Consider the following 25,538-nt stretch of genomic DNA (forward strand, 5'->3'; position numbering starts at 1 on the left):
CCGGGCCGTCAGTCCTGACGCCCTGGAACAAAGCCTTGCGTCGGATTCCGCGGGATCATCCGGTCTGCACCTTTTGTCCCATGCCTGCACACCGAGGGTACGCACCCACGCCCCTGGAATGATGCCGCGGAATCCGACAGTCTTGTGCCCCTTACGCGAAGCGCGCCAGGGGGTTCTTCAGGCGCCCGGCCATCTGGAGCCCGCCCGAAGGATCGGTGAGGTCCAGCATCTGCTGGTTGTTGCGCAGCTGAAGGCGGTTCAGGCAGGACAGTTCGAAGTCCGGCGCGAACAGGTCATGCATGGCGAACTGCTCCGCCAGTTCCGGGTGCCGCTTCTGGTAGTCGCGTACGACGTCGGCCGTCACCTTCCAGAATTCGTCCTCGCCGAGCGTTCCGTCCTCCGCGAGGATTGCGGACAGGAAGCGGAAGATGCAGTCGAAGACGTCCGTGAAGATGGCGAGCACCATCTCCTCAGCGGGGATGTCCGCCTTGATGCGGGAGACTTCCTCCGGGAGTTCGAGCCGCTCCCCCATCACCACAATTTCTTCGGCGATATCCTTCATGATGGCCCGCACCGGCACGCCGTTTTCGAGCACCAGGATGACGTTTTCGCCGTGCGGCATGAAGGCCAGTTCGTACTCGAAGAGGCAGTGGACCAGCGGGACGAGGTAAGCCTCAAAGTAGCGGCGCAGCCACTCGGCCGGTTCCAGGCCGGACCGTGCGATCAGCGCGGACACCATGGAGTTCCCCTCGGCATCCACGTGCAGGAGGGCAGCCATGGTGGTGAGCTGCTGGCCTTCCTTGAGCAGCGGCAGCGGACTTTCCCTCCACAGGGCCGAGAGCATTTTGCGGTACGCGGAGCCCTTGGCGGACGCGGCCTCGTAGTAGTGGTTGTGGTAGCCGATCGCCGCGGTTTCGCGAATCATGGCCAGGCCCCGTTCCTGCAGTTCGGCGTCGCCGGCGATCAGTTCCTGCAGCCAGTCGTTGATGGCCGGGGTTGCCTTCATGTACTGCGGGGACAGCCCGCGCATGAAGCCCATGTTCAGCACGGACATGGCCGTTTTGACGTAGCACTTATTTGGCGCAGACGTGTTAAAAAATGTCCGGATGGACTGCTGCGCCTGGTAGGCGTCCGCGCCTGTACCCAGGTGCACGATGTGCCGCTGGGCGATCTCCGCCGCGAACGTCACGGTGAGCTTGTTCTCCCACTGCCACGGGTGCACCGGCATAAGCAGGTAGTCCTGCGGATCCAGGCCACGGGCGGAGAGTTCGGCGTCGAAGCAGGCCAAAATGCCGGCCCCGAGCTCGGCCTCGAAGTGGGCCCGGTAGCCCAGGCCGGCGCTGGAGGTGAACACGGCCTTGCTGCGGTGGACGGCAATCCACTGCAGCTGCACCGCGGCACCGGATTCCGGGGCGAAGGCGTGGTAATCCGTGATGCCGAAGCCCAGCCGGCCGTTGTTGGCCACGAAGCAGGGGTGGCCCTCGCTCATGGTGCGCTCAATCGCCTGGAAATCAGCCGCAACATCCTCGCCGCCGGTGATTCCGGCTGCGAGCTCCGCCGAGCCCAGCGGGTTGCCCTGCTTGTAGGCGTGGCCGGCCAGGGTGCTGCTGATTTCCTCCAGGTACACCGGCAGCTGTTCCTCGCGGATGGCCAGGGTGTCGCGGAATTCGGCGATGAAATCCAAGGCGTCCAGCGGCAGTTCGCTTGGTCCGGCCCCTTCCGTTGCCTCCGCCGGCTCCAACAGAGTCCGCACGATCGATTCCGCCGGAATGCTCCAGTGCTCAAGTTCCAGCACGCTCGCCTGGAAGCGGTACTCCACGGCGGCGTCGTCGCTCACCACCCGGTACGTCCCGACGCCGGCGCCCTCCTCCCGTACCAGTTCCGGCACCAGGATGCGCTCGTGCGAAAACTCGGCAATCGCCTTGCGGACCAGGTGCCGGTTGGCGGCGGCCCAGCGTTCCGGGGTGAGGTGTTCCACCGACGCGGCGTCCTGCCCGGCGACGGTCTCTTCGAGAATGGCGGTCATCGGCTTTCTCCTGCGGTGTCGTAAGCGGGGTCCGCTGCCGCGGCAGCGAGCACGGGGGTCAGGGTCGCGAGGAAATCGGCCCGGGTGCAAAAGCTCAGGAGCGCTTCCTTATGCTTCTCAGAAGGGTCGACGGCGGGAAGCGTCACCACCCGCTCGGGGCGGAAGCCCACCCGTTCGTTCAGGACGTGGATCTTGTGGTTCCTGGCGTCAGGTTCCACCACCACCCGTTCGGTCTGCGGGTCTTCGAAGAGCTGCGCCATGACGGACTGCATCACGGCGGTGGTGTACCCGGGCTGCGGTTCGCCGGCGGGTGGCGCGACCAGCAGGTGCATGCCGATATCGCCCGGCTGCACCTCATAAACGGCGGCCAAAGGCGATTCGCGCGGCTGGTACCGCTCCATCAGGAAGGCGGGTTCGCCGTCGTCGAGTCCCAGGAACGCCTGGTGGTGGCCGCTGGCGGCAATGCCCGCGTACTCGTCCTCAACATCCTGGACTGTGGAGGACAGCATGCCCCAGAAGCGGGCGTAGGGCTGGCTCACCCAGCTGTGGAGGAGCGGCGCGTCGGCCGCCGGGTCCACGGGGCGGAACGTGAAGCTCATGCGTTCACCGCCACAGGCTCGCCTGCAGCGGCGGGCGCCCCGGCAGCGGCTACGGCTGCCGGCGGCGCGCCGAACTGCTGGAAGGCGATGCTGCGTTCGATCGGGTAGACCTCGCGGCCGGTGACTTCGCGCAGGATCCAGGAGTTGCGGTAGGCGGCCATGCCGAGATCCGGGGTGACGAAGCCGTGCGTGTGCAGCTCCGCGTTCTGGACGAAGATTTCGCCGGGTTCGACGCCGGCGCTGTAGTTGCGTGCCACGTCGAAGCGGCCGCGGTAGTCACGGCGGATGCGGTCCTCGATTCCGGCCAGGAAGCCCGGCTCCTGGTACTTGTAGCCGGTGGCGAACACGACAGCCTCGGACTCCAGGGTGTAGTCCCGGCCGTGCTCTTCGTGGCGCAGCTCCAGGGTGTGGGCGCCCTTGGCGGCGTCCCAGGAAGCGGCGTTGAGCGAGGAGTGCGTGAACAGCTGCGTATCCACCATGCCGGAGAGGCTCTTGGTGTAGAGGAGATCGTAGATATCGTCGATCAGATCCGAGTTGATGCCCTTGTACAGGTTCTTCTGGCTGTCGATGAGCGAATCACGCTGTTCCGCCGGGAGGGAATGGAAGTAGTCCACGTACTCAGGGGACGTCATTTCGAGGGTGAGCTTGGTGTACTCCAGCGGGAAGAAACGTCCGGAACGGGTCACCCAGTTGAGCTGGTAGCCGTGGACGTCGATTTCGCTGAGCAGCTCGTAGTAGATCTCCGCCGCGCTCTGGCCGCTGCCGACGATCGTGATGCTGCGCTTGGACTGCAGCTCGGCCTTCTTCTGCAGGTATTCGGCGTTGTGGAGGACCAGTCCGCCGGCGTTCGGGCCGGAGACGATTCCTGCACAGGCTGCCGGAATGTAGGGGGTGGTGCCGGTGCCCAGCACCAGCCGCCGCGCCCTGAGCACCCCGGCGCCTTCCGGGCCCTGCACGGAAAGCGTGTACACGCCGTCGTCGTAGCTCACATCCAGCACATCCGTGCTAAAACGCACGGAATCCAGCTGGCCGGCCACCCACTGGCAGTACTGGTTGAACTCGGCGCGCAGCGGGTAGAAGTTTTCCCGGATGTAGAAGCGGTAGAGGCGGCCGGTCTGCTTGAGGAAGTTCAGGAAGGAGAACTTGGACGTCGGATCGGCCAGGGTGACCAGGTCCGCCATGAACGGAACCTGCAGATGCGCCGGTTCCAGCATCATGCCGGGGTGCCAGTCGAAGGATTCGCGGCGCTCCAGGAACACGGCGTCCAGGCCGTCGACCGGCTCGCTCAGGGCAGCCAGGCCCAGGTTGAACGGACCCAGGCCGATGCCGGCGAGGTCGTAGATGCGGCCTTCGGCAGAGGCCGGCGATTCCTTGGGGGCGGTGGTGCTCATGCTGCGTTGTCCTTGCTGTGTGCTTCCTTGGCGAGCAGGCCGGCGCCGGTGCGGCGCAGGAGCTCGATGATTTCGCGGATGTCGTTCCGGCTTGCCTCGGCGTTGAGGAGCGTGAACTTCAGGTAGTGGTGGCCATCCACCTTGGTACCGGCCACCACGGCTTCACCGGAGGCGAAGACGGCGGCGCGGATGGCGGGGTTGAGGCGGTCGGCGGAATCTTCGTCGAGGCGGACGCCGTCCACCCCGGCACCGTCCACAACGGGCCGGTACCGGAACACGAGGGTGCTCAGCTGCGGTTCGGCGGCGAGCTCGAAGTCCGGATCGTCGGCCAGGAGCGTGCCGACGCGGCCTGCGAGGTCGATGGCTTCGTCAAATAGGGCACCGATCGCCTCGGCGCCCATGGTGCGCAGGGTGAGCCACAGCTTGAGGGCGTCGAAGCGGCGCGTGGTCTGGATGCTCTTGTCCACCTGGTTGGGGACCTGGGCCTTGGCGGCGCTTTCCGGGTTGAGGTAGTCCGCGTAGTACGTGACGTGGCGCAGCATGGCGCCGTTGCGAACGATCAGGGCGCTCGAGCTGACGGGCTGGAAGTAGGTCTTGTGGTAGTCCACTGTGACGGAATCGGCCAGCTGCGTGCCGTCGATCAGGTGGCGGTAACGGTTGGAGACCAGCAGGCCGCCACCGTACGCGGCGTCCACGTGCAGCCAGGAGTCGTAGGCGCGGGCCAGGGCGGCGAGCTCCGCGAGCGGGTCCACTGAACCGAAGTCCGTGGTCCCGGCGGTGGCCACCACAGCCATCGGCACCAGGCCGGCGTCGTGCGTTTCGGCAAGGGCGGCCGCCAGCGCGGCGGGATCCATGCGGTGGTCCGCGGCGGTGGGGACCGCGATGACGGCGTCGAAACCGAGGCCGAGCATGGACGCGGACTTCTGGATGCTGAAGTGGCTGTCCTGCGAGGTGAAGATGCGCAGGCGGTCCAGCAGGTGCGGGAGGCGGGCCTCGGCGGCTTCGGCGCTGCCGGCGCGGAGCTTGGCGACGGCGTGGTTGCGGGCGATCAGGAGGGCCTGGAAGTTGGACTGGCTGCCGCCGGAGGTGAACACGCCGTCGGCGTCATTGCCGAATCCGAGGCGTTCAGCTGTCCAGTCGATGAGGCGGCGTTCGATCATGGTGGCGCCCGCGCTCTGGTCCCAGGTGTCCATGGAGGAGTTCACTGCCGAGAGCACGGCTTCTCCCACCAGCGCCGGGATGACCACGGGGCAGTTCAGGTGCGCGGCGTAGCGGGAATCGTGGAAGTAGATGGCGTCCTTGAGGTAGAGCTCGTCGAGTTCCTCGAGGGCGGCTGCGGTGTCCTGGAGCGGGCGGCTGAGGTCGACGGCGTCGACCTTCGCCTTAAGCCCTTCATGCCCGACGCCGGTGAACGGCCGGGCGGTCCGCTGGACTTTGGTGGCCACGGCGTTGACGCCCTGCAGCACCTGCGCCACATAGCTGGGCGAGTTCCGCGCATTGAAGAGCTGGTTGGTGGCGGCGAGGGCGAGCTCCACGCTGGAGCCGAAGTCCTGTTCCGCGGCAATCCCGCTCGCGCCGATCACCTCACCGGCATCTGCGCCAGTCTCTGCGCCGGCTTCTACACCGATTTCTACACCGGGGCGCATTTCCATGCTGGGCGACGTCACGTCGGCCTCCTTCCGTTGGGTTTGGAACACGTGCCCAACGGATGCTGCGCACACTGTTAGGCAAGGCAAGCCTTACTTAGCCTTACCTTTTAGTCAAACTTTTGTGCCCTAATTCACGAGGTATGACGGGGCGGGTACCGTTGACTGGCCTCGACCGGCCGGGGTGCTGTAATTTGCCCGGTTTCGGATGGCGGGTTCGGTGCCTGCGTTGCCGGGGCACTGCCCCGTTCTTCGCGCTACCGTCGGCAAGGTGCGGCAGCTCGAAGCTCCGGCGCCAGCGCGTGCGCTCCCTCCCGGTTGCTTCTCTGTCTCCGTCTCGGGATGCCCGGGATTCCGCGGATTTCCGGGGCCGTGTCGGAGAGGGTGGCTGGGCAAGCGGGACGGAAGGTTATAACAGCGCTTTCCCCTGCTCCAACTGCCTGGCCTGCGTCGCTGAGAGGTGGCGCTCCGCTTCTTTCTTTTCGCCGCGCTTCGTTCCTGGTGCTGCGGGAGTCCGCGCGTCGCCAAGGACGACGCGCGTCGAAAAGCACCGGCCGCAGCGCTCGATGCCGAGCCGTCGATGATGCCGTTCGGTGTAGAGTCCACAGCAACGTCTGCCCGTGGTGCCGCCCCGGGCATGGAACAGCATCCAAGGGGGGACGATGCAGGATACGAACAACGCCGGCGCAAGCTTCCGGGAAATCGACGAGCACGGAAACGCGGTCCCGCATGAGCCCCTTGCAGCTCCGGAAGAAACCCGGAAGTTCCAGATCAACCCGTTCATCGTGGCGCTCTGGGTCCTCGACGCGGCGCTCATGCTCCTCGTCGGGTGGGCCTTGGGCGAAAATTTCGGACCCGCCGGTTACGGCATTGAATCCTACTCCGGGCCTACCCCACTGTTCTTGATTCTGATGGGCTCCATCCCGCAGATCCTGCCCGTTCCCTTGGTAATGACCACCGCGTTGCTCTTCTGGCACGCCTGGCAGTGGCAGAAGCGCCGGGCCTCCTGAGTCTAATGGACTCTCCGAAACGGACAGTTCGGGATGGTCTTCTGCAATTCCTGGCAGACGAGATTCCCCATAACGGTGACCATTTCACCTTGGTCGCCGTCGATGGCGTGGACGGAAGCGGAAAGTCCACCTTTGCACGCGCATTGGCAGCCCGAATGAGCGGACCCGTCGTCGTTATCGAAGCGGATAATTTCCATCATCTGAGCTCTGTGCGCTACAGGCTCGGCCGAAGTTCACCCGAGGGTTTCTGGCAGGACAGCTACGACTACGAAGCGCTGCTGCGGGACGCAATCCTCCCCTTCGGGCCGGGAGGCAACGGACGGTTCAAGACCGCGGCAACCGACCTTGAGCGGGACGTTTACGTGGATCAGCCTGTCCAACAGGCTCCGCCCGGAAGCATCGCAATCATCGAAGGCATGTTCCTTCACCGCGACGAACTGCGCTGCTACTGGGACTACTCGATTTTCCTGGACGTGCCCTTCGACGAGACGGCAGCCCGCATGGCACGGAGAGACGGAAGCCCCGCCGATCCTGCGCACCCTAAAATGCGGCGCTACGTGGAGGGCCAGCGGATCTACTTCCGCACGTGTGCCCCGTGGTTACGCGCAAACCGGATCGTGGACAACAGGGACTGGAACCACCCGGCGATAGTCAGCCCTGAATCACGAGGTCTCAGCTAAGCCAGCCCGCCGCCCCCGCTACTCGTTCCCGGGCTCTCCCACAGGTCGCTCCGCCGGCCAGTCGACGTCGAGTTCGTAACCTTCGTGCTTGCGCAGGTAGGCGGCGATGAAGGGGCAGTGCGGAATGATGCGTTTCCCGGAGGCCACCACGTCGTCCAGGGCGAAGCGGGCCAGGACGTTCGCCAGGCCGCGGCCCTTGAATTGCGGCTTGGTCTCGGTGTGCGTGAAGTCGATATGGCCGGGCCGGTCCATGAACTGCGAGATCACCGCCAGTTCGCCGTTCACCAGAAGTTCGTAGCGGTGGAATTTGTCGTTCCGGACGGTGGTCACGTCGCCGTGGAACGACTCTGCCTGGGAATCCTTGGACTCGGTCATGGTTCGACCTTGGCACGTATTCCACGTTGGTGCAACGGCGCGGAACGGTCCGTCGGGGCCGGCTCCACCACCCGCCCGAGCAGCAGCACGGCGAGCATGAAGCACGCCGCTCCGCCGCCGAGCAAGCCCAGCGTCAGCCCGTTCAGCGCGGCGTCCACCATCGGGATGAAGACCACGACGCCGGCCGTCACCACGGCGGCCGGCGCGCGGCCCCGGGCGTGGACGGCCGCCGTCGGGCGTTCCTCGAGCCTGCCGAACAACAGCAGTACCGGCAGGAGCAGCACGACGACGGCGAGCAGCACCAGCGGCCGCGCCCACCACCAGGCGGCGGAGCCGGCAGCCGGTTGGGGGAAGTCGCTGAGCAGCAGCAGGCCGGACATCGCGACGAGCAGCGGAAGGTGCCAAAGGTAGACCGTCATGGAGCGGCGTCCGGCCACGGCAACCGCCCCGATCACCCAGCGCACCCGGCCCAGCCACGCCAGTGCGGGCCGGAGCAACTGCAGGGTGGCGGCCTGTGAGAGGCCAAGCAGCAGCATGCACAGGTTCGGCGGGTTCAGGTTCACGATCATGTTGCCGGAGTACACCCCGGCCCCGGTGACCAAGCCGAGCAACAGGTTGCTTCCGACCACCAGGCCCAGCAGCCATCCGCTGCTGCGGCCGGCCAGGAAGCCGTCGGCGATGAAGAAGCCGAATTGCTGCACCGCGCACCACACGAACACCATGTTGAGTGCCGCGATCAAAGGCAGCGCTCCCCGCAGGCTGTCCACCGCAATCACCGCGGCCACCAGGCCGCCCAGCGTCAGCCACGGAGCACGTGAATGCAGCCGGGCCAGCAACGGGACGCTCAGCTGCGCCGCGAGGTAAGCGGCCAGGAACCACAACGGCATCCCGGCGCCGGTGGCCATGAGCTGGATGACCTGCGGATGCACGCCCAGCAGTTGTGCCGCGAAGAGCCCTGCGAACATCACGGCCAGCAGTGCCGTGGCCGGCCGGACCAGGCGCAGCAGCCGTAGTTGGGCGTAGTCCACACCGGTTCCGCCACGGGCCCGTAGCCGCCGCCAGGATTCAAGCCCGGTAATCCCGCCGAGCACGAAGAACAGCGGCATGACCTGGAAAACCCAGAGCACGGGCTCGAACCAACGCTGCTCCATGAGGGTGTTTTCCGTGGTCACGGTGCCGTCGGCGTGAAGGACCGGGCTGACCATCATGCAGTGCGAGAGCACCACCAGCGTGAGGCAAAAGAAACGGGCGATATCGATGACCGGGTCCCGCCGAACCCCTCCGGCGGCCTGCCCGGATCCCGCCTTGGCCGGCTCGGCCCTGTTCCCCCAGAATCCCATCGCGCCCCCTGCGGCTGATGTTTCCCTGCTGGGTCCATTCTCCGCCGAGTTGGCGTTTCACGGCAGTGTTGCCGCAGCGGACTCCCGAGAAGTGCCATCTCGGCGAGCGGGAGCGCCCGTCAGCCCAGCGTGACCGCCAGGATTCCGAGCACGACGGCGAGCAGCGGCGTCGTGCCCTGGATCGCCGCCGGGCGGAGGTACTTGCTGCCGCCGCTCACCAGGACGAGCGAGGCAAGCAGCATCGAACCGCAGGAACTGAAGACCAGCGTCCAGCCGATCTGGGACTGGCCGGCCCCCACGAAAGCGATGCCGGCGAGCGCGCCGATGGCGAGGAACAGGTTGTAGAAGCCCTGGTTGAAGGCCATGGACTTGTTGGTGTCGGCGTCGGACTGGGATGCGACTCCGAAGCGCTTCCATGTTTCCGGACGGCTCCAAGTGATGGATTCCATGGTGAAGATGAAGATGTGCAGGAGGCCCGCGAGCAGCGCGAACACCAAGGAAGCGATAGTCATGTACCGATCCTAGCCGCGCCGCCCGCAGCGCCCCCCCACACACACTCAACATTCACCTCAGCAGCCGCTCCCGTTCCCGGGGATCCACGGCGGCGGCCGCCGCTGCCATCGCCAGGCCAAACGCGCCGTCGAGCACTGCGCGGTCAGCCGAGGCGGTGGCACCGTGCGCGGCGAACTCTGCGGTGTGGTGCGCAGCGCCGCCCACCTCGTAGCCCAGCAGCGGGTGGATGCTCGGCACCAGCAGCGAAACATTGCCCATGTCCGTGGACGCCACGGGCGCGGGATCGAACGCCACCTCACGCCCCCGGAGCACCATGGCTTTCCGGTAGGCCTCTGACAAATAGGGGTCCTGCCGCAGCTCGGCGTAGGGGTTCCCGGAAGGCGTCACCGTCAGCGAGGCACGGCTCGCCAGCGCCCCGGCCTCAAGGCAACGGCGCACCCGGTCTTCGATGATCCGCAGCGAAGCGATGTCCGGTGCGCGCATCTCCACGCTGGCCCGCGCGCGGTCCGGGATCACGTTGACGGCGCTGCCGCCTTCGGTGACGATCACGGACAGAATGGATCCGGCGGGCAGTTGCTGCCGGGCCAGGGCCAGCGCGGTCTGGGCCACCACCAGTGCATCCAGAGCGTTGATGCCTTCGTCCGGCGCGGCCGCGGCGTGGGCGGGCCGGCCCTCGTACAGGACCTCCCACATACACATGGCCAGGGACGTCCCGCCCACCACGTCTGCGGCGGCCGCGTGCGCCATCATGGCCAGGGAGACGTCGTCGAAGAAGCCTTCCTTGATCATCACCACCTTGCCGCCCAGGCTTTCTTCGGCCGGCGTGCCGAGCACCTTGACGGTGATGCCGAGGTCATCCGCAACGGCGGCGAGCGCCAGGGCGGCCCCCACGGCGCTGGCCGCGTTCACGTTGTGCCCGCAGGCGTGGCCAATGTCCGGCAGGGCGTCGTACTCCACGCACAGCCCCACCACCAGGCTGCCGCTTCCGCACTTTGCGCTGAGCGCGGTGGGCAGGGACGGTTGGACGGCGTCAAAGGCGAAGCCCGCTGCGGCGAGCAGCGCCCGCACGCGCTTGGCGGCCCGGAACTCCTCCCCGCTGAGCTCGGGGTCGGCGTGGATCGCGTGGCTCAGGCCCAGGACCTCCGGCTCCCAACGTTCCAGCGCGGATTCCAGCTGTTTTTGGACGACGGCCGGCGCCGTCACGGCCGTGCTCATGCCTGCATCTCCGCCTTGGCCTTGGGGTACCGGGCGGAAGCCGCCGAGGCGAGCAGCGCCGCAGCTGCCAGCGCGCCCCAGATCGTGAACAGGCCGCCTTCGCTGATCCGTCCGCCTTCCGCGGCAGTCGAGGAAAGCAACTTCACGACGGCGGCGCCCACCGCGATCCCGACGGACAGTGCCAGCTCATTCAGGCCGGCCGCCGTCGAGGTCTCCTCCATCGGCACCCCTTCGACGGAGAGGGCACGGGTACCCGCCTGATACATGCCCAGGCTCACGTTGAACAGGGCGAAGCCGATGCAGTACCCGGACAGGGAACCGTGGGCGAGAGCCATCACGGCGAAGCCGGCGGCCAGCAGCACGCCCGCGGAAACCAGGGTTGCGCGTTCGCCGAAGCTGCGCAGCACACGGGCGGTCAGCAGGGAGGACACAAGGGACAGCACCGAGCCGAGGGCCAGGATGACGGCGATGGCAAAGGAACTCATGGCGAAGCCGTACCCGGTCTTCTGCGGATCGGCGTGCAGGAAGATGCCGTTGGTGCCGAAGTAACTGATGGACGCGAAGCCGAAGAAGAACGTAGCTAGCGAGACGGTGCGGATCCGGGGGTTGGCGAGCATGCGCAGGTCCATGAAGCGCCGGGACTGCGGTGACGCTCCCTTAGCGGCGGGGCGCGAATCGATCCGGACCCACGCGGCGAGCAGGCCAAGCCCCAAGAGACCGGCAAGCAGGGTGCGGGGGTCCAGCCAGCCCCACTCCGGCCCCATGGACAACGCCACAACAAAGCCGATCAGGCCGAGCGAACAGGCCATCAGCGGGACCACGGCGAGGCCTTCGCGGGTGGGGGTTCCGGCGTCGGGCAGGATGAAGGAGGCCACCAGGCCGGCCACCGCGAACGGCACCGCCACCCAGAAACCGAGGGTCGGCTGGGAGGCGCCGACAATGCCGGCCAGCAGCCCGCCCGCGCCGAAGGTGATCATGAGGATGCCGATCATCACGCTGACGCCGGTGCGGGTGTGCGCGGGGCTGCTCACGCGGAGAATGCCCATCATCAGAGGGATGAAGCCCACCACGCAGGTGAGCAGGACGACGCCGACTGTCACCGTCCAGAGCGAGGGCCAGAACGCCATCATAAACGCGCCCAAGGCCACCACCGCGGTGGACCAGCGCAGCACCAGGCGGTAGCCGTAGCTGTCGCCCAGGCGGGAAATGATGGGTGTGAGGACGGCGAAGCTGACGTTGGAAATGAGGAAGATGCCGTTGATCGCGGGATCGTCGATAGCGAACACCGGTCCCAGCGCGGGCAGGATCGGGTTCAGGTAGCCCTGGGTGACGCCGCTGAGGGATTCCACCAGTGCCATTGCGAGAATCATGCCGATGATTGCCTTGCGGGTGAGGTCCGCCGTGGCCGACGTCGTTGTCGTGACCGACGTTGTCTTGCTTGCCATATGCTTCCTTGGAAGTTCGGGGCGCCCGGGGTGGCGCGTGTCACAACGTTAATGACGCCGTTCGGAAGCGGCGGATAATTGATGAAAACCACCGAGCAAGACAGATATTTGAAAGAATCGTCCATGATCTCCGAGTTAGATCTCGAAATCGTCAATGCCCTCCAGATCAATCCGCGGGCCGACTGGTCCCGGGTGGCGGACGTGCTTGAGCTCTCCGGGCCAACCGTGGCCCGCCGTTGGAGTGCCCTCACCGGACAGGGGCTCGCTTGGATCACGCCCTCGCCGGGGCCGCGGTACCTCAGCGCGGGCTGGTCCGCGTTCATCAACCTCTCCTCCGTGCCCGGACAGCACGAGGCATTGATCGACAAGCTGTGTGCGGAACCGGCGTTCGGCACGGTGTCCCTGGTATCCGGGCCGCACGACATCTTCGTGGACTGCTTTGCTTCCAGCCACGAAGAGCTGATGGCGATCGTCACCGGTTCCTTCGCCGACCTCCCCGGAGTGACCCGTCGGGAGGTGGTGTTCGTGACCCAGCTGTACCGGCAGGCCTCCGACTGGCGCAGCGGCACGCTGGAACCGGCCCGGGCCAGGCTCATGGCCCGGGAGTCCACTCCGGCGCCACCGGCGTACTCCCCCGACCGGCTGGACGCAGAACTCCTGGAGGCCCTCGCCGGGAACGGCCGGGCGAGCTGGACGGAGCTGGGCGCCGCCTGCGGGGTATCCGCACAAACTGCCCGCCGCCGGGTGGAACGTTTCCTCGCCGCCGGGTACATCACCATGCGCTGCGATACCGCCGCCGTAGTGCAGCAGAGCCTGCGCGAAGTGAGCCTGGTCCTCAACGTTCCGGCCACCCATGTGGACGAGGTGGGCCGCTACTTCGCTGCCCTGCCCAGCTGCCGGCTCAGTGCCCAGGTTCTGGGAGCCCAGAACCTGGTGGTTACCCTCTGGGTGCGCGATTACCTGGAAGTCCAGGCCCACGAACGCGAACTCGCGGCCCGGGCTCCGGGCAGCACCGTGATCTCCCGGCAGGCGGTGGTCCGCACCTACAAGCGCCTGGGGCACGTCCTGGACGAGCAGGGGCGCAGCACCCGGGTGGTTCCGCTGCCCCTGTGGCGCGAAGCTCCCTAGCCGGCCCATTCCGGAGTTCCAGACAGAAGCGCAGGTAATGCGGCCCGCGCCACAGGGCTTTCGTCGTTTAGTGGGAATCAGCCGGCGGCAACGACGCCACCGGCACCAGAAGATCGAGAACCAGGATTCCCATGCTTCCCGCAGCGCCTCCCCGCCAGCCCCGTGCCGCAGCCGTTCCGCCGGGCGGACCGGCCCCTTCAGCCACAGTGCCCGACGCCGGCACCCGCCTTCCGGGCCATCTCACCGAAGCCGGGACGCCCGGCAGCGAGGTTCCCGCCAGCGTTTGGCGCCTCCGGGTGGATGCGTGGGAGTACCTGGGTTACGCCGTCAAGCAGGCCGCCGCCGTCGGGCCCGGCAACGCGAAGCTGCCCGCCGAAGCCGCCCGGCTGCTGCCGCTGCTGGAGGCCGTGGAAATGTACTGGGCGTTCCCGGGCCAGGGCTACATCGCCGGCCTCCGGAAGTGCTTGGAAGACGGTGACTACTCCGCGGCGCTGGCACTGATCGAACCCGTGGCCCGCCGGCTCGCCCGGCATGTGCACGCGGCACCGGAAACCCCGGCGGACCATGAACGCGACGCCGAACAGCCTGAGGTGCCTGCGGATACGCGGCGCCGCTTCGAGGTGCTGGTGATCGACGACATGAGCGAGGCCGAGCGGGACATCATGCGCGCGGACCTTCTGGCGCAACGCCGTCCGGCCGACGAGTTCGTCTACGAACCGGTCTTCGTGCCCAGCTTCGAGGACGCGCTGGTGGCCGTGCTGCTCAACCCGGATATCCAGGCCTGCGTGCTGCGCCCCGGTTTCGTGGCCCGCAGCCGGCAGCGCCTGAGCCGGGACCTGCGCACCTTCCTGGCCGGATTCATCGGTGGCGAGGTTCCGGCCAGGCCGATGGACAGGATCCTCATGCTGGCAGAGAAGCTCGGCGAACTGCGGCCTGAGCTGGACCTTTACCTGGTGGCCGGGGTGTCCATCGAGGAGCTGGCAAGCTCCCTGACCCGCCGTTTCCGCCGCCTGTTCCGCCGCCAGGACAGCCTGGAACTGCACTTGTCCCTGCTGGGCGGGGCCGCCGCGCGCTACGAGGCGCCGTTCTTCCACGCAGTGCAGCAGTACAGCCGCAAGCCCGCCGGAGTGTTCCACGCCCTGCCGGTTTCGCGGGGCGGCTCGGTGGTGAATTCCAAGTGGATCGATGACCTGGGCGAGTTCTACGGCTTGAACCTGCTGCTGGCCGAAACCTCGGCCACGTCCGGCGGTCTGGACTCGCTGCTGGACCCGCACGGTTCCCTGAAGAAGGCGCAGCAGCTGGCGGCCCGGGCCTACGGGGCGCAGAAATCGCTCTTCGTCACGAACGGCACCTCCACGGCCAACAAGATCGTGCACCAGTCCATCGTGGCGCCGGGCGACGTGGTGCTGGTGGACCGGAACTGCCACAAGTCCCACCACTACGCCCTCATGCTGGCCGGTGCGCAAGTGGCCTACCTGGACGCCTACCCGCTGGACGAGTTCGCCTTCTACGGCGCCGTGCCGCTGGAGAGCATCAAGCGCATGCTCCTGGACTACCGGAAGGCCGGGCGCCTGCACGAGGTCAAGATGCTGGCACTGACCAACTGCACCTTCGACGGGATCGTCTACGACGTGGAACGCGTCATGGAGGAATGCCTGGCCATCAAGCCGGACCTGGTGTTCCTGTGGGACGAAGCCTGGTTCGCGTTCGCCGGCTTCCACCACATCTACCGCCGCCGCACCGCGATGGCGGCGGCGCAGAAACTCGAAAAGCAGTTCCGGGACCCGGCGTACGCGCGGCGGTACGCCGAACAGCAGCGGCGGCTTGGCGCCGTCGTCGGGAGCTTGGACTCAGTCAGCGACGAGCAATTGCTGCAGACCCGGCTCATCCCGGATCCGGCGCAGGCGCGGCTGCGCGTTTACGCCACCCAGTCCACCCACAAGACCCTCACGTCCCTGCGGCAGGGCTCGATGATCCACATCCACGACCAGGACTTCGGGCAGCTGAACGCGGAGAGCTTCCACGAGGCGTACATGACGCACACCTCCACCTCTCCGAATTACCAGATCCTGGCTTCGCTGGACGCGGGACGCCGGCAGGTGGAGTTCGAAGGCTACGAGCTGGTGCAGCGGCAGGCGGACCTGGCGGTGAGCATCGCGCAGGCCGTGGCGCGGCATCCCCTGCTGAAGAAGTACTTCCGGATCCTGGGCACCCGGGACCTCATTCCCGCGAAGTACCGCGAAACGGAACGGCAGATGCCGCTGCGCGACGGGCTGGCCGCGATGGCGGAGTCCTGGCAGCGGGACGAGTTCGTGGTGGACCCGAGCCGGCTGACGCTGCACATCGGCCTTACGGGCGTGGACGGCGATACCTTCAAGCACGAATACCTGATGGACAAGTACGGCATCCAGGTCAACAAGACCAGCCGGAACAGCGTGCTGTTCATGACCAACATCGGCACCTCGCGGAGTTCCGTGGCGTACCTGGTGGAGGTGCTGGTGAAGCTTGCCGAGTCCTTCGAGGACGAGCAGGCGGCCATGAGCGGCCTGGGCCGACGGGCACACGAGGCCCGGGTGGCGGCGCTGACCAGTTCACCGCCGCCGCTGCCGGACTTCAGCCGCTTCGCCGACCGCTACCGGGTGGATTCGCAGACGCCGGACGGCAACATGCGGGAGGCGTACTTCGCCACGTACAAACCGGGAGCCACGGAGTACGTGCCCGCGGCCGAGCTCGCCCGCCGGGTCGCCGACGGGGAAGAGCCCGTTTCGGCGTCGTTCGTCACCCCGTACCCGCCCGGTTTCCCGGTGCTGGTTCCGGGCCAGGTGATCACGGCGGAGATCCTGGCCTTCATGTCGGTCCTGGACACCCGGGAAATCCATGGCTTCAACCCGGAGCTGGGATTCCGGGTACTGACGGAGGCCTGACGGCTCGCCGGGGCGCTACTCCCCGGCGCTACTCCCCCAGCGTGCGCAGCGTGGCCGCGGCGAACTCCCTGGCCGAACCGCTCCAGCGGCCCAGCAGGCCTTGGAGGTTTTCGCCGTCGGCCCGGTGCGCGGCGGTTTCCGCCTCGAGTGTGGCGAGGATGCCGGTGCGCAGCTCGGTGTTGAAGTTGACCTTGCCCACGCCGAGGGCGCGGGCCTTCAGCAGCTCGTCCGCCGGGATGCCGGAGGCGCCGTGCAGCACCAGCGGCACGTCCGTGGCCGCGGAAATCCGCTCCAGGACGTCCCAGCGGATCTGCGGGGCGCCCTTGTACTTGCCGTGCACGTTGCCGATGGCCACCGCCAGCAATTGCGCGCCGGAGGCCTCCACAAAGGCGGGCACCTGCCCGGGGTCCGTGAGGCCGGTGGCCTCCTGTCCGGCGGCACCAGCGTCCACGCCGAAGGCCTTGTCCTCGTCGCCGGCCAGCCCGCCAAGTTCCGCTTCGAGCACGACGGCGGCACCGCCGTCGTGCTCGAAGGAACCGGCGCCGTCGGCGGCCAGGGCCGCACGCACCTCGCGCACCAACGCGACGTTCTCCTCGAAGGCGAGGGAGGAGCCGTCCGCGAGGACGCAGTCGGCGCCGGAGCGGACCGACTCGACAATGATGGCGACATCCGAAGCATGGTCCAGCTGGACGCACACGGGGACGGAGGCGCCGTCGGCCAGTCCGCGGAGGGCCGCAATGAGACGCTGCCCGGCGCGCGTCGCTGCCGTCTTCGGCGCCACGTTGAGGATGACGGGCAGGCCGGTGTCCTCGGCGGCTTCCACCACGGCGGTAGCGGTGGTGAAGTCATAACAGGTGAAGGCCGGGACGGCCGCCCCGCGCTGCAGGGCGGCCGTCACCAGTTCATCGAGTCTGGCTCGCATCAGACGGCCAAGCCTCCCACCAGGATCCAGGCCACGAAGGTCAGCAGGAAGCCTGCCACGCCCAGGATGGTGGTGAGGACGGTCCAGGTCTTCAGGCCGTCAGCCACCGTGATGCCGTAGTAGCGGACCACCACCCAGAAGCCGGCGTCGGTGACGTGGCTGAGGCCGAGCGAACCGAAGCCGATCGCGATCACGATGAGCGCGATCTGGGCCGGGCTGTAGTTGCCGTTCTGCACGGCGGCGGTGAGGAGACCGGTGGTGGTGACGATTGCCACGGTGGCCGAACCCTGGGCCGCACGCAGGGCCAGCGAGATGATGAAGCCGAGCAGGATGATCGGCAGGCCCATGCCGGAGAGCGTGGCGGAGAGGGCCGCGCCGATGCCGCTGACCTTGAGGACTTCACCGAACACACCGCCGGCGGCGACGATCATGAGGATCGAGGCGATCGGGGGCAGGGACTGTTCGAAGATCTCGCCGGTTTCGGACAGCGACCATCCGCGGCGCACCGCGAGGAAGAAGAACGCGAGGATCACGGCGACCAGCAGCGCGAACGCCGGGGTGCCGATGAAGGCGAACAGGCCGTAGAGCTCGTGGGTCTTCGGCAGCATGAGCGTGCCGACGGTGCCGACCATGATCTGCACGATCGGGGCCGCAATGAGGGCCATGATGAGGCCGGCCGACGGCGGTGCCATGACGGCGGAGTTCAGCGCGGCGGCGCCGGGGCCGGGCTTCGGGGCGTGCTGGCGCTTGTGGCCTTCGTGGACAGTTTCGCTGCTGCCGTATTCCTCAAGCTGGGCCTTCACGGAGGGCAGGAGTTCCATCTCGCGGCGGTTCATCAGCGCGCCCACAAAGTAGGAGAGGAAGCCGAGCGGCACGCAGATGGCCAGGGACAGCATGGTGATGAGTCCGACGTCGGCGCCCAGCACACCGGCGCCCGCAACGATGCCGGGGTGCGGCGGAACGGCCACGTGGATGGCGAGCATGATGCCGGCCATGGGCAGACCGAACTTGATGGGGTGCAGGTTCAGCAGCTTGGAGAAGGCGTAGACGATCGGGACAAGCACGATCACGCCGACTTCGAAGAACACCGGGATGGCCACCAGGAAGCCCACGGTGGTCAGGGCGATGCCCACGCGGGTGCGGCCGAAGCGGGCCACGAAATGGTCGGCGAGGGACTGCACGCCGCCGGACACCTCGATCATGCGTCCGAGAATGGCGCCGAGTGAGATGAGCAGCGCCACCTTGCCCATGGTGTTGCCGACGCCGGTGGCCACCACCGTGAAGACGTCCTTCAGCGGGATCTGGGCGGCGAGGGCGACGCCGATGCTCACCGTCAGGAGTGCCACGAAGGCCTGGACCTTGAAGCGGATGATCATGACGAGCAGCACGGCAACGCCGAGTGCCGCGATGGTCAGCAGCATCGGGGTGCCGAGTTCCACAGCGGGCTTAATGGGCGGCGCGTCGGCGGCACTGACCGTCAAAGATGCGATGAGGGGACTCATTGGGGAATGTCTCCTTTGACAAACAGGGTAGTGCGAACGGGGAGTTAGTTGCTGCGCTTTACGGGGGCGACCACCTTGATGACGGCGGAGTCGTCGGCGGCGGCGAGGCCCTGGGCCTGGCCCAGGAGGTAGAGCTGTTCGGCGGCGGCTGCGACCGGGGCGGCGAGGCCGGCGGCGCGGGTGGCCTTGCCCACGATGCCCATGTCCTTGACGAAGATGTCCAGGCGGGAGAGCACCTCGGCGCCGTCTTCGCTGTAGGCCTCGAGGATGCGGGGGCCGCGGTTGGAGAGCATGAAGGAGCCTGCAGCGCCGGCTTCGAGGGCGGCGAGGGTCTTCTCCTGATCCAGGCCGAGGGCGTCGGCGAGGGCCAGTGCTTCGGCTGCGGCGGCGATGTGCACGCCGCAGAGCAGCTGGTTGACGGTCTTGAGGGCCTGGCCATCGCCGGGCTTGTCGCCGACAATGCTCAGGGTGGAGGCCAGCAGTTCCAGCGCGGGGCGGGCCTTCTCCAGGGCGGCCGGTTCTGCGCCGACCACGATCAGCAGGTCGCCTTCGCCTGCGCGCTTAGGTCCGCCGGAGAGCGGCGCGTCAACGAGTTCGACGCCGAATTCCGCCAGCCGCTCGACAGTCGCCGGAATCGCTTCGGTGCCGACGGTGCTGCCGAGGATGACGACGGCGCCCGGCTTCAGCACCGGGGCCACGCCGTTCTCGCCGAAGAGGACATCGTTGAGCTGTTCGCCGTTGCGCACGGCAAGCAGCAAGGCGTCTGCGTCCTGGGACGCTTCGCGGGCAGAGGCGAAGGTCTTGATACCGGCTTCGGCGGCGAGTTCCAGGCGGGGTTCGGCGATGTCGAAGCCGTGGACGGTCAGCTGGCTGGCCATGCGGGTGGCCATCGGCAGGCCCATGGCGCCGAGGCCCAGGACGGTGACGGTGTAGTTGCTGGTCATGGTGTTCTCCGTTGAATTTGGCGGTGTAAGTCTGCTGGTGATCGAGCCTGTCGAGATCCCGGTTTCGACAAGCTCAACCACCGGTGATCGAGCCTGTCGGCCGGTGATCGAACCTGTCGAACGGTGATCGAGCCTGTCGAGATCCGGTTTCGACAAGCTCAACCACCGCTTAGAAAGAGGTGCTGAGCTTGCGGGTGACCTGGGCGAGCGATTCGTCGTTGCCCACGTTCCCGGCGAAGACGATGTACGGGATGCCCTTCGCGGGCCCGTCCACCGGCTCCCACAGCGAGACGATGCCCGGCAGCATGGGGCCCCGGACAATGGCATGGCGGATTTCCAGGCCGTGCGCCGCCACGTCCGAGGAGGTGATGCCGCCCTTGGCGATGACAAACCGCGGCGGGAAGGTTTTCAGCGTCCGGTTCACCACGCTCACGACGGCGGCAGAAACGGTGCGCGCGATCTGCAGGCTCGCGGCGGCGTCGTCGCTCTTGATGAGCAGGCGGCTGGTGTGGACGATCACGTCGCCTTCATGCAGGGCGTCGACGACGGCGGCCACCACGGATCCGATGTACGCGTCGCCTTCCGCTTCGTCCGCGAGGAGCTTCTCCACGTCGATCTCGACGATCCGGGCGGAGCCGTGCTCCGCGGTGAGGACGTTGAGCTGGCGGGTGGTCAGGCCCACGTGCGAGCCGACCACGATCAGGCCGCCGGCGGTGGAGGGTGTGTTGCCTTCGAAGGCTTCCTCGCCGCTAAGGGCCGGGCGGATTTCCTGGCCGATGCGGCCGCGAACGAACGGCGGCCCCACGCGGTAGAGCAGCTTCTTGCCGCGGCGTTCGGCTTCTTCCAGGCCCAGGGCGAGCAGGCGGAGATCGTTTTCGGTGACGATGTCGGCCACGACCGGGGTGGAGTCCGTGGCGGCGTCGATGGCGTCCGCAATGGCCTTGGCAGAGATCGCGGGGTCCCCGGCGGCGGCACCGGCACGGATAATGTTGAGGTCCAGGACGATCACATCGCTTGCGGCGAAGCGGCCTTCCGACTTCTCCTCCACATACTTGGCCATCTCGGAATTGGCGAAGCCGAAGGTAGCGTCCTTGGCGAATTCGGTATCGGATACCGGGGTGAGGCTGCCGGCGTCGCCGCGCATGTAGTGCACGCCGCCGATGGTGACGCGGCCGGCGTCGGGGAAGGCCGGAACGATCACCACGCCGTCGGTCGCCTCGCCGCTTTCAGCCGCGACGGTGGCGGCGATGACGTCGGTTTCCAGCGGGTAGTGGCCGCGCAGGGTGGAGTCGGAGCGGCTCACGAAGCCTACGCGGACGCCGGCTGCCGGCGCCGCGGCGAGCGCGTTGCGGACGATTTCCTCGTTGCGGGCGGCGGCCTCGGCGGGGTCCAGGCTGCGGGTGTTGGTGAGGACGTAGACGGCCGGTTCCAGGCCGTTCTCCACCACGCGACCGAAGGCCCAATCGAAGTCGGCCACGTCCCAGCGGGTCAGGACAGGCAGTCGGGCGACGGACTGGGTTCCGGTGGGGTCGTCATCCAGCACCACGAGGATGCGGGGCGAGGCCGCAGCGGACGCGGCGACGGCGTCGGCCACCAGCTGGGCGGGAACCTGGACTTCGGCCGGGAAGGCGGCCAGGACGTCGGCTTCAAGGGCCACGGGGCACTCCATTGTGTGGGAAGGCTGGTCTTGGAATCAGGAATGTAAGATGTCAGACATCTAGCATTTGCAATAGTGTGACATGAGCCTTGGCCGCCGCGCAAGGTGAGCTGCGTCCCATAGGCCGTCGCTAGGATGGCGGCATGGCTGACACCCTCATCTGGACCGGCTCCTACACCTCCGACGCCGGCGGCGCGGGCCGTGGAATCGGCGCCCTGCGGGCCCGGCCAGACGGATCGCTGGAGTCCCTTGGGCTCGCCGCGGCGGGCGATTCGCCGTCGTTCCTCGCAACCCATCCCGCGCTTCCGCTGGTCTACGCGGTCCACGAACACGCTCAGACGGTGCGCACATACCGCCGCAGCGGATCCGGCGTCACCCTTGAGCCGCTCGGCGAGGCCTGGCCCGCCGGTTCCGCCGCCTGCCATGTCGCCGTCGATCCCCGCGGCCGATTCCGGGTGGTTGCGTGCTGGGGCGACGGCCAGGTGCTGCTTTTCGAACTGGACGACGACGGCGCCATCGCCTCCCGCCACGCGGCGGAACCTTCGCGGGATCCTTACGACGCCGGACGCCCCAGCCGCGCGCACGCCACCCTGATGCTGGCTGACGGGCGGGTCATGACCACCGACCTGGGCCACGACCTGCTTCGGGCCTGGGATTACGCGCCCGGCGAGGGCCTGCGCCTCGTCCAGGAGATCACGCTGCCGAAGGATTCCGGCCCGCGCCACCTGGTGCAGCACCCGGACGGAACGGTTTTCGTCGTCACCGAATATTCGATCGAAGTCGCGGTGGTGGAGGCCGGCGCGGACGGCCGTTTCACGCTGGCGGCCATGGTTCCGGCGAGCGCCGTGGGAGCCCGCGACGGCGACGCCGCGGCCGAGATCGCCCTCTCCCCCGACGGCCGCCACGCCTATGTTGGCGTGCGCGGATCAAACCGGGTCTGCGCCCTGGCGGTGGCCAACGGCGGCGCCGCCGCACTTGGCGAGGTTCCCAGTGGGGGCGATTGGCCGCGCCACCACCTGGTGCACGACGGCTGGCTCCACGTGGCGCACGAGCGCTCCAACGACGTCGTGACGTTCAGGCTGGATCCGGAGACCGGCCTGCCGACCGGCCCGGTGGCGCGACTGGAAACCGGATCGCCCACCGCGCTGGTTGTTGGCGGAACGGCGTAGATCAGCACTGGAAACGCTTCCAGCTTTGGCGGCGCAGCGCCTCGAATGGCCCAATAGTTCCCAACTGCACCATGGATTAACTTCTCGCAAACGCTTACAGTTGTGACTTGCCACACAGCCCTCCTTTCGCGAAAGGCTCAGTCATGTCATCCCCCAGAACGTCCCCGGGCAGCGCCGCCCGCCGGAACGGCCGCCGTCGCCCGCTTAGCCGGGCCGCCGCCGTCGTCCTCGCCGCCGCGCTGACGTGTTCCGCCACAGCACTCCCGGCACCTGCGGCCGAAGCCGCCCGCAAGCCCGCTCCCGACGCCGGCCACTCACTGCGCCAGGGCAGCCTCAGCAAGCAGAACTTCTACTTCGTCATGGCCGACCGCTTCAGCAACGGCACCACCGCCAACGACACCGGCGGCCTCGGCACCGATCCTCTCGTGTCCGGCTTCGACCCCACCCGCAAGGGCTACTACAACGGCGGCGACCTCAAGGGCCTGCAGGACCGCCTGGACTACATCAAGGGCCTGGGCACCAACGCCGTCTGGCTGACCCCGAGCTTCAAGAACAAGGCCGTGCAGGGCGGCGGGCAACTGGACAACAGCTCCGCCGGCTACCACGGCTACTGGGTCACGGACTTCACCCAGATCGATCCGCACCTGGGCACCAACGCCGAGCTCAAGTCACTGATCGACGCCGCCCACGCCCGCGGCATGAAGGTCTACTTCGACATCATCACCAACCACACCGCGGACGTGATCCAGTACAAGGAATCCAGCTCCGCGCCGTACATTTCCAAGGCCACCGAGCCGTACCGCTCGGCCGCCGGCGAGCCGTTCGACGACCACGACTACGCGGGAACCCAGGCCTTCCCGGAGCTCGACGCCGCCACCTCCTTCCCGTACACCCCGTTCGTTCCGGAGGCGGAAAAGGACGTCAAGGTTCCGGCCTGGCTGAACGACGCCACGCTCTACCACAACCGCGGCAACACCACCTTCTCCGGCGAGGACGCCCTGTACGGGGACTTCTTCGGGCTGGATGACCTCTTCACCGAACACCCGCGCGTGGTCAACGGCATGGTGGACATCTACAAGGGCTGGATCCGGGACTTCGGAATCGACGGCTTCCGGATCGACACCATGAAGCACGTCAACGACGAGTTCTGGCAGCAGTTCGGCCCGCAGGTCCTCAGCTACGCCAAGCAGCAGGGCAAGGACGAGTTCTTCATGTTCGGCGAGGTCTTCGATACCTCCAAGACCTTCACCTCGAAGTACACCACCCGCAACCGCATGCAGGCCGTGCTGGACTTCGGCTTCCAGGGCGCGGCCCGCAGCTTCGCCTCCCAGAGCGGCAAGGCCACCGGCCTGAAGGACTTCTTCGGCGGGGACGACTGGTACACCGACGCCGATTCCAACGTGTACCAGCTGCCCACGTTCCTGGGTAACCACGACATGGGCCGGATCGGCACGTTCATCTCCCAGGACAACGCCGGCGCCGCCGACGCCGAACTGCTCAAGCGCGACAACCTTGCGCATGAGCTCATGTACTTCTCCCGTGGCAACCCCGTGGTGTACTACGGCGACGAACAGGGCTTCACCGGCGCCGGCGGGGACCAGGATTCCCGCCAGCCGATGTTCGCCAGCCAGGTCAGCGAATACCTGGACGACGACCTCCTGGGCACCGACGCCACGCACGCCACGGACAACTTCAACACCGCGCACCCGCTGTACCGCAAGATCGCAGAACTGGCCGCTCTCACCAAGGAGCACACCGCTTTGCGCGACGGCGCCCAGCAGCACCGCTACGCCTCCGACGGCCCGGGCATCTACGCCTTCTCCCGCACCGACGCCAAGGAACAGCGCGAATACGTGGTGGCGTTGAACAACAGCGAAACCACACAGACCGCCGCCATCCCCACGTACCGCGCCAACGCGGGATTCAAGCGGATCTACGGCGACGCCGCGAAGCAGCTCACTACCGCTGCGGACTCCACCCTGACCGTGACGGTCCCGCCGCTTTCGGCTGTGGTGTACCGCGCGGTGGACAAGCTTCCGGTCTCGACGGCGGCACCCGCCGTCGCGCTCGGCAAGCCCGCCACCTCGGCGGCGGACAGCGGCCGGATCAAGGTGGGCGCCGCCGTCGAGAGTTCCGCGTTCAATGAGGTCAGCTTCGAAGCGCGCGTTCCGGGCGGCGACTGGCAGCGCATCGGCGTGGACGACAACGCCCCGTACCAGGTGTTCCACGATGTGTCGGCACTGGCCGCCGGGACGGCCGTGGAATACCGCGCGGTGGTCCTGGACAATGCCGGGCACACCGCCGTCAGCGATGTCCGCAGCGGCGTGGTGGGTGAGGCCGTGCAGCCGGACTCGGTCACCGTGGCGGGCAGCCTCAACAGTGAGCTCGGCTGCGATTCCGACTGGCAGCCAGGCTGCGCCGAAGCCGGCATGAGCTACGACGCCACCCACCGGCTTTGGGTGCTCCGTGTTCCGGACCTCGCCGCGGGGCACTACGAATTCAAGGCAGCGCTCAACGGGAGCTGGGACGAAAACTACGGCGCCGGCGGCGAACCCAACGGAGCCAACATCGCACTCGACCACCCGGGCGGCGCCGTCACGTTCCTCTACGACCACAACACCAACGTGATCCGCGCGGCTCTCCCCGGGCCGCAGCCGGGAGCCGTGTCCGCCCCGGGCAGCCTGAACTCCGAACTCGGCTGCGCCGGGGACTGGATGCCGGACTGCGCCCAGGCGCAGCTCACCTTTGATCCCGCCGACGGCCTGTGGAAGCTGACCGCAGAGCTCCCCGCCGGAAGCTACGAATTCAAGGCAGCACTGAACGGCAGTTGGGCCGAGAACTACGGCCTGGGCGGCGCGGCCAACGGCAACAACATCGTGCTCAACCACCCCGGCGGTCCGGTGACGTTCAGCTACGACCATGCCAGCCACCTGATCACGGCGGGCTGAGTTTCCCTTCCCGCGAATGCGGGGCCCGCTCTGCGTCTTTTGCCTCGGCGAAAGCACGCAGAGCGGGCCCCGCATTTTTCTTTTCGCGTAAGATGTCAGACATC

19 protein-coding genes are annotated in these 25,538 nt (G+C 67.4%); 6 read left to right on the plus strand and 13 right to left on the minus strand.

The window, feature by feature from the left end; genetic code table 11:
• Positions 1-151: 151 nt before the first annotated feature.
• The 4 genes from BIU82_RS03975 to BIU82_RS03990 are packed head-to-tail and all read right to left on the minus strand — an operon-like array spanning position 152 to position 5,551.
• A complete protein-coding gene (locus BIU82_RS03975) occupies positions 152-2,026 on the minus strand; it encodes an IucA/IucC family siderophore biosynthesis protein (RefSeq protein WP_070348178.1) in 1,875 nt (624 codons plus the stop codon).
• Positions 2,023-2,625, minus strand: coding sequence for a GNAT family N-acetyltransferase (locus tag BIU82_RS03980; RefSeq protein WP_070348179.1), 603 nt, complete (start codon positions 2,623-2,625; stop codon positions 2,023-2,025). The genes BIU82_RS03975 and BIU82_RS03980 overlap by 4 nt, the downstream gene beginning before the upstream one ends.
• On the minus strand, positions 2,622-4,016 hold the full coding sequence (locus BIU82_RS03985; protein ID WP_070348180.1) for a lysine N(6)-hydroxylase/L-ornithine N(5)-oxygenase family protein: 1,395 nt from the start codon (positions 4,014-4,016) through the stop codon (positions 2,622-2,624). The genes BIU82_RS03980 and BIU82_RS03985 overlap by 4 nt, the downstream gene beginning before the upstream one ends.
• A complete protein-coding gene (locus BIU82_RS03990; RefSeq protein ID WP_253182678.1) occupies positions 4,013-5,551 on the minus strand; it encodes an aspartate aminotransferase family protein in 1,539 nt (512 codons plus the stop codon). The genes BIU82_RS03985 and BIU82_RS03990 overlap by 4 nt, the downstream gene beginning before the upstream one ends.
• Before the next feature lie 773 nt (positions 5,552-6,324).
• Here BIU82_RS03990 and BIU82_RS03995 point away from each other — a divergent pair.
• Together BIU82_RS03995 and BIU82_RS04000 are read left to right on the plus strand one after the other, a co-directional pair.
• Positions 6,325-6,672, plus strand: coding sequence for a hypothetical protein (locus BIU82_RS03995; RefSeq protein WP_070348181.1), 348 nt, complete (start codon positions 6,325-6,327; stop codon positions 6,670-6,672).
• A 5-nt stretch (positions 6,673-6,677) separates the two neighbouring features.
• On the plus strand, positions 6,678-7,352 hold the full coding sequence (locus tag BIU82_RS04000) for an AAA family ATPase (protein ID WP_070348245.1): 675 nt from the start codon (positions 6,678-6,680) through the stop codon (positions 7,350-7,352).
• An 18-nt stretch (positions 7,353-7,370) separates the two neighbouring features.
• Here the strand turns inward: BIU82_RS04000 and BIU82_RS04005 are convergent, their stop codons facing one another.
• The 5 genes from BIU82_RS04005 to BIU82_RS04025 all read right to left on the minus strand — a co-directional run bounded on the left by BIU82_RS04005 (position 7,371) and on the right by BIU82_RS04025 (position 12,240).
• Positions 7,371-7,727, minus strand: a complete 357-nt coding sequence (locus tag BIU82_RS04005; RefSeq protein ID WP_070348182.1) for a GNAT family N-acetyltransferase — start codon at positions 7,725-7,727, stop codon at positions 7,371-7,373.
• On the minus strand, positions 7,724-9,067 hold the full coding sequence (locus BIU82_RS04010) for an acyltransferase (protein WP_083292181.1): 1,344 nt from the start codon (positions 9,065-9,067) through the stop codon (positions 7,724-7,726). Before BIU82_RS04010 ends, BIU82_RS04005 begins: the two co-directional genes overlap by 4 nt.
• A 119-nt stretch (positions 9,068-9,186) precedes the next feature.
• Positions 9,187-9,579 (minus strand): DUF1304 domain-containing protein, encoded by a 393-nt coding sequence (locus BIU82_RS04015; protein WP_070348183.1) that lies wholly within the window; start codon positions 9,577-9,579, stop codon positions 9,187-9,189.
• A 52-nt stretch (positions 9,580-9,631) separates the two neighbouring features.
• On the minus strand, positions 9,632-10,795 hold the full coding sequence (locus tag BIU82_RS04020) for an amidohydrolase (RefSeq protein ID WP_070348184.1): 1,164 nt from the start codon (positions 10,793-10,795) through the stop codon (positions 9,632-9,634).
• Positions 10,792-12,240, minus strand: coding sequence for an MFS transporter (locus tag BIU82_RS04025; protein ID WP_070348185.1), 1,449 nt, complete (start codon positions 12,238-12,240; stop codon positions 10,792-10,794). The genes BIU82_RS04020 and BIU82_RS04025 overlap by 4 nt, the downstream gene beginning before the upstream one ends.
• Positions 12,241-12,363: 123 nt before the next feature.
• Between BIU82_RS04025 and BIU82_RS04030 the strand changes: the two genes are divergently transcribed.
• Positions 12,364-13,368: an Lrp/AsnC family transcriptional regulator gene (locus tag BIU82_RS04030; protein ID WP_070348186.1), complete on the plus strand. Its 1,005-nt coding sequence runs from the start codon at positions 12,364-12,366 to the stop codon at positions 13,366-13,368.
• A gap of 131 nt (positions 13,369-13,499) precedes the next feature.
• On the plus strand, positions 13,500-16,292 hold the full coding sequence (locus BIU82_RS04035) for a beta-eliminating lyase-related protein (RefSeq protein WP_083292183.1): 2,793 nt from the start codon (positions 13,500-13,502) through the stop codon (positions 16,290-16,292).
• 28 nt (positions 16,293-16,320) lie between these two features.
• Here BIU82_RS04035 and BIU82_RS04040 read toward each other — a convergent pair whose 3' ends face one another.
• The 4 genes from BIU82_RS04040 to BIU82_RS04055 form a co-directional block, all read right to left on the minus strand.
• Positions 16,321-17,214, minus strand: coding sequence for a class II fructose-bisphosphate aldolase (locus BIU82_RS04040; protein WP_070348187.1), 894 nt, complete (start codon positions 17,212-17,214; stop codon positions 16,321-16,323).
• Positions 17,214-18,716, minus strand: coding sequence for a GntP family transporter (locus BIU82_RS04045; protein WP_070348188.1), 1,503 nt, complete (start codon positions 18,714-18,716; stop codon positions 17,214-17,216). The genes BIU82_RS04040 and BIU82_RS04045 overlap by 1 nt, the downstream gene beginning before the upstream one ends.
• A 44-nt stretch (positions 18,717-18,760) precedes the next feature.
• Positions 18,761-19,660, minus strand: coding sequence for an NAD(P)-dependent oxidoreductase (locus tag BIU82_RS04050; RefSeq protein WP_070348189.1), 900 nt, complete (start codon positions 19,658-19,660; stop codon positions 18,761-18,763).
• Between the two features lie 169 nt (positions 19,661-19,829).
• A complete protein-coding gene (locus tag BIU82_RS04055; protein WP_070348190.1) occupies positions 19,830-21,317 on the minus strand; it encodes a four-carbon acid sugar kinase family protein in 1,488 nt (495 codons plus the stop codon).
• A 143-nt stretch (positions 21,318-21,460) separates the two neighbouring features.
• Here BIU82_RS04055 and BIU82_RS04060 point away from each other — a divergent pair, with 143 nt between their 5' ends.
• Positions 21,461-22,486, plus strand: coding sequence for a beta-propeller fold lactonase family protein (locus BIU82_RS04060; protein ID WP_171906489.1), 1,026 nt, complete (start codon positions 21,461-21,463; stop codon positions 22,484-22,486).
• Between the two features lie 143 nt (positions 22,487-22,629).
• On the plus strand, positions 22,630-25,434 hold the full coding sequence (locus tag BIU82_RS04065; RefSeq protein WP_070348191.1) for an alpha-amylase family glycosyl hydrolase: 2,805 nt from the start codon (positions 22,630-22,632) through the stop codon (positions 25,432-25,434).
• Positions 25,435-25,538: the final 104 nt, after the last annotated feature.

The sequence above is a fragment of the Arthrobacter sp. SW1 genome, assembly GCF_001766675.1.
Lineage (GTDB): Bacteria > Actinomycetota > Actinomycetes > Actinomycetales > Micrococcaceae > Arthrobacter.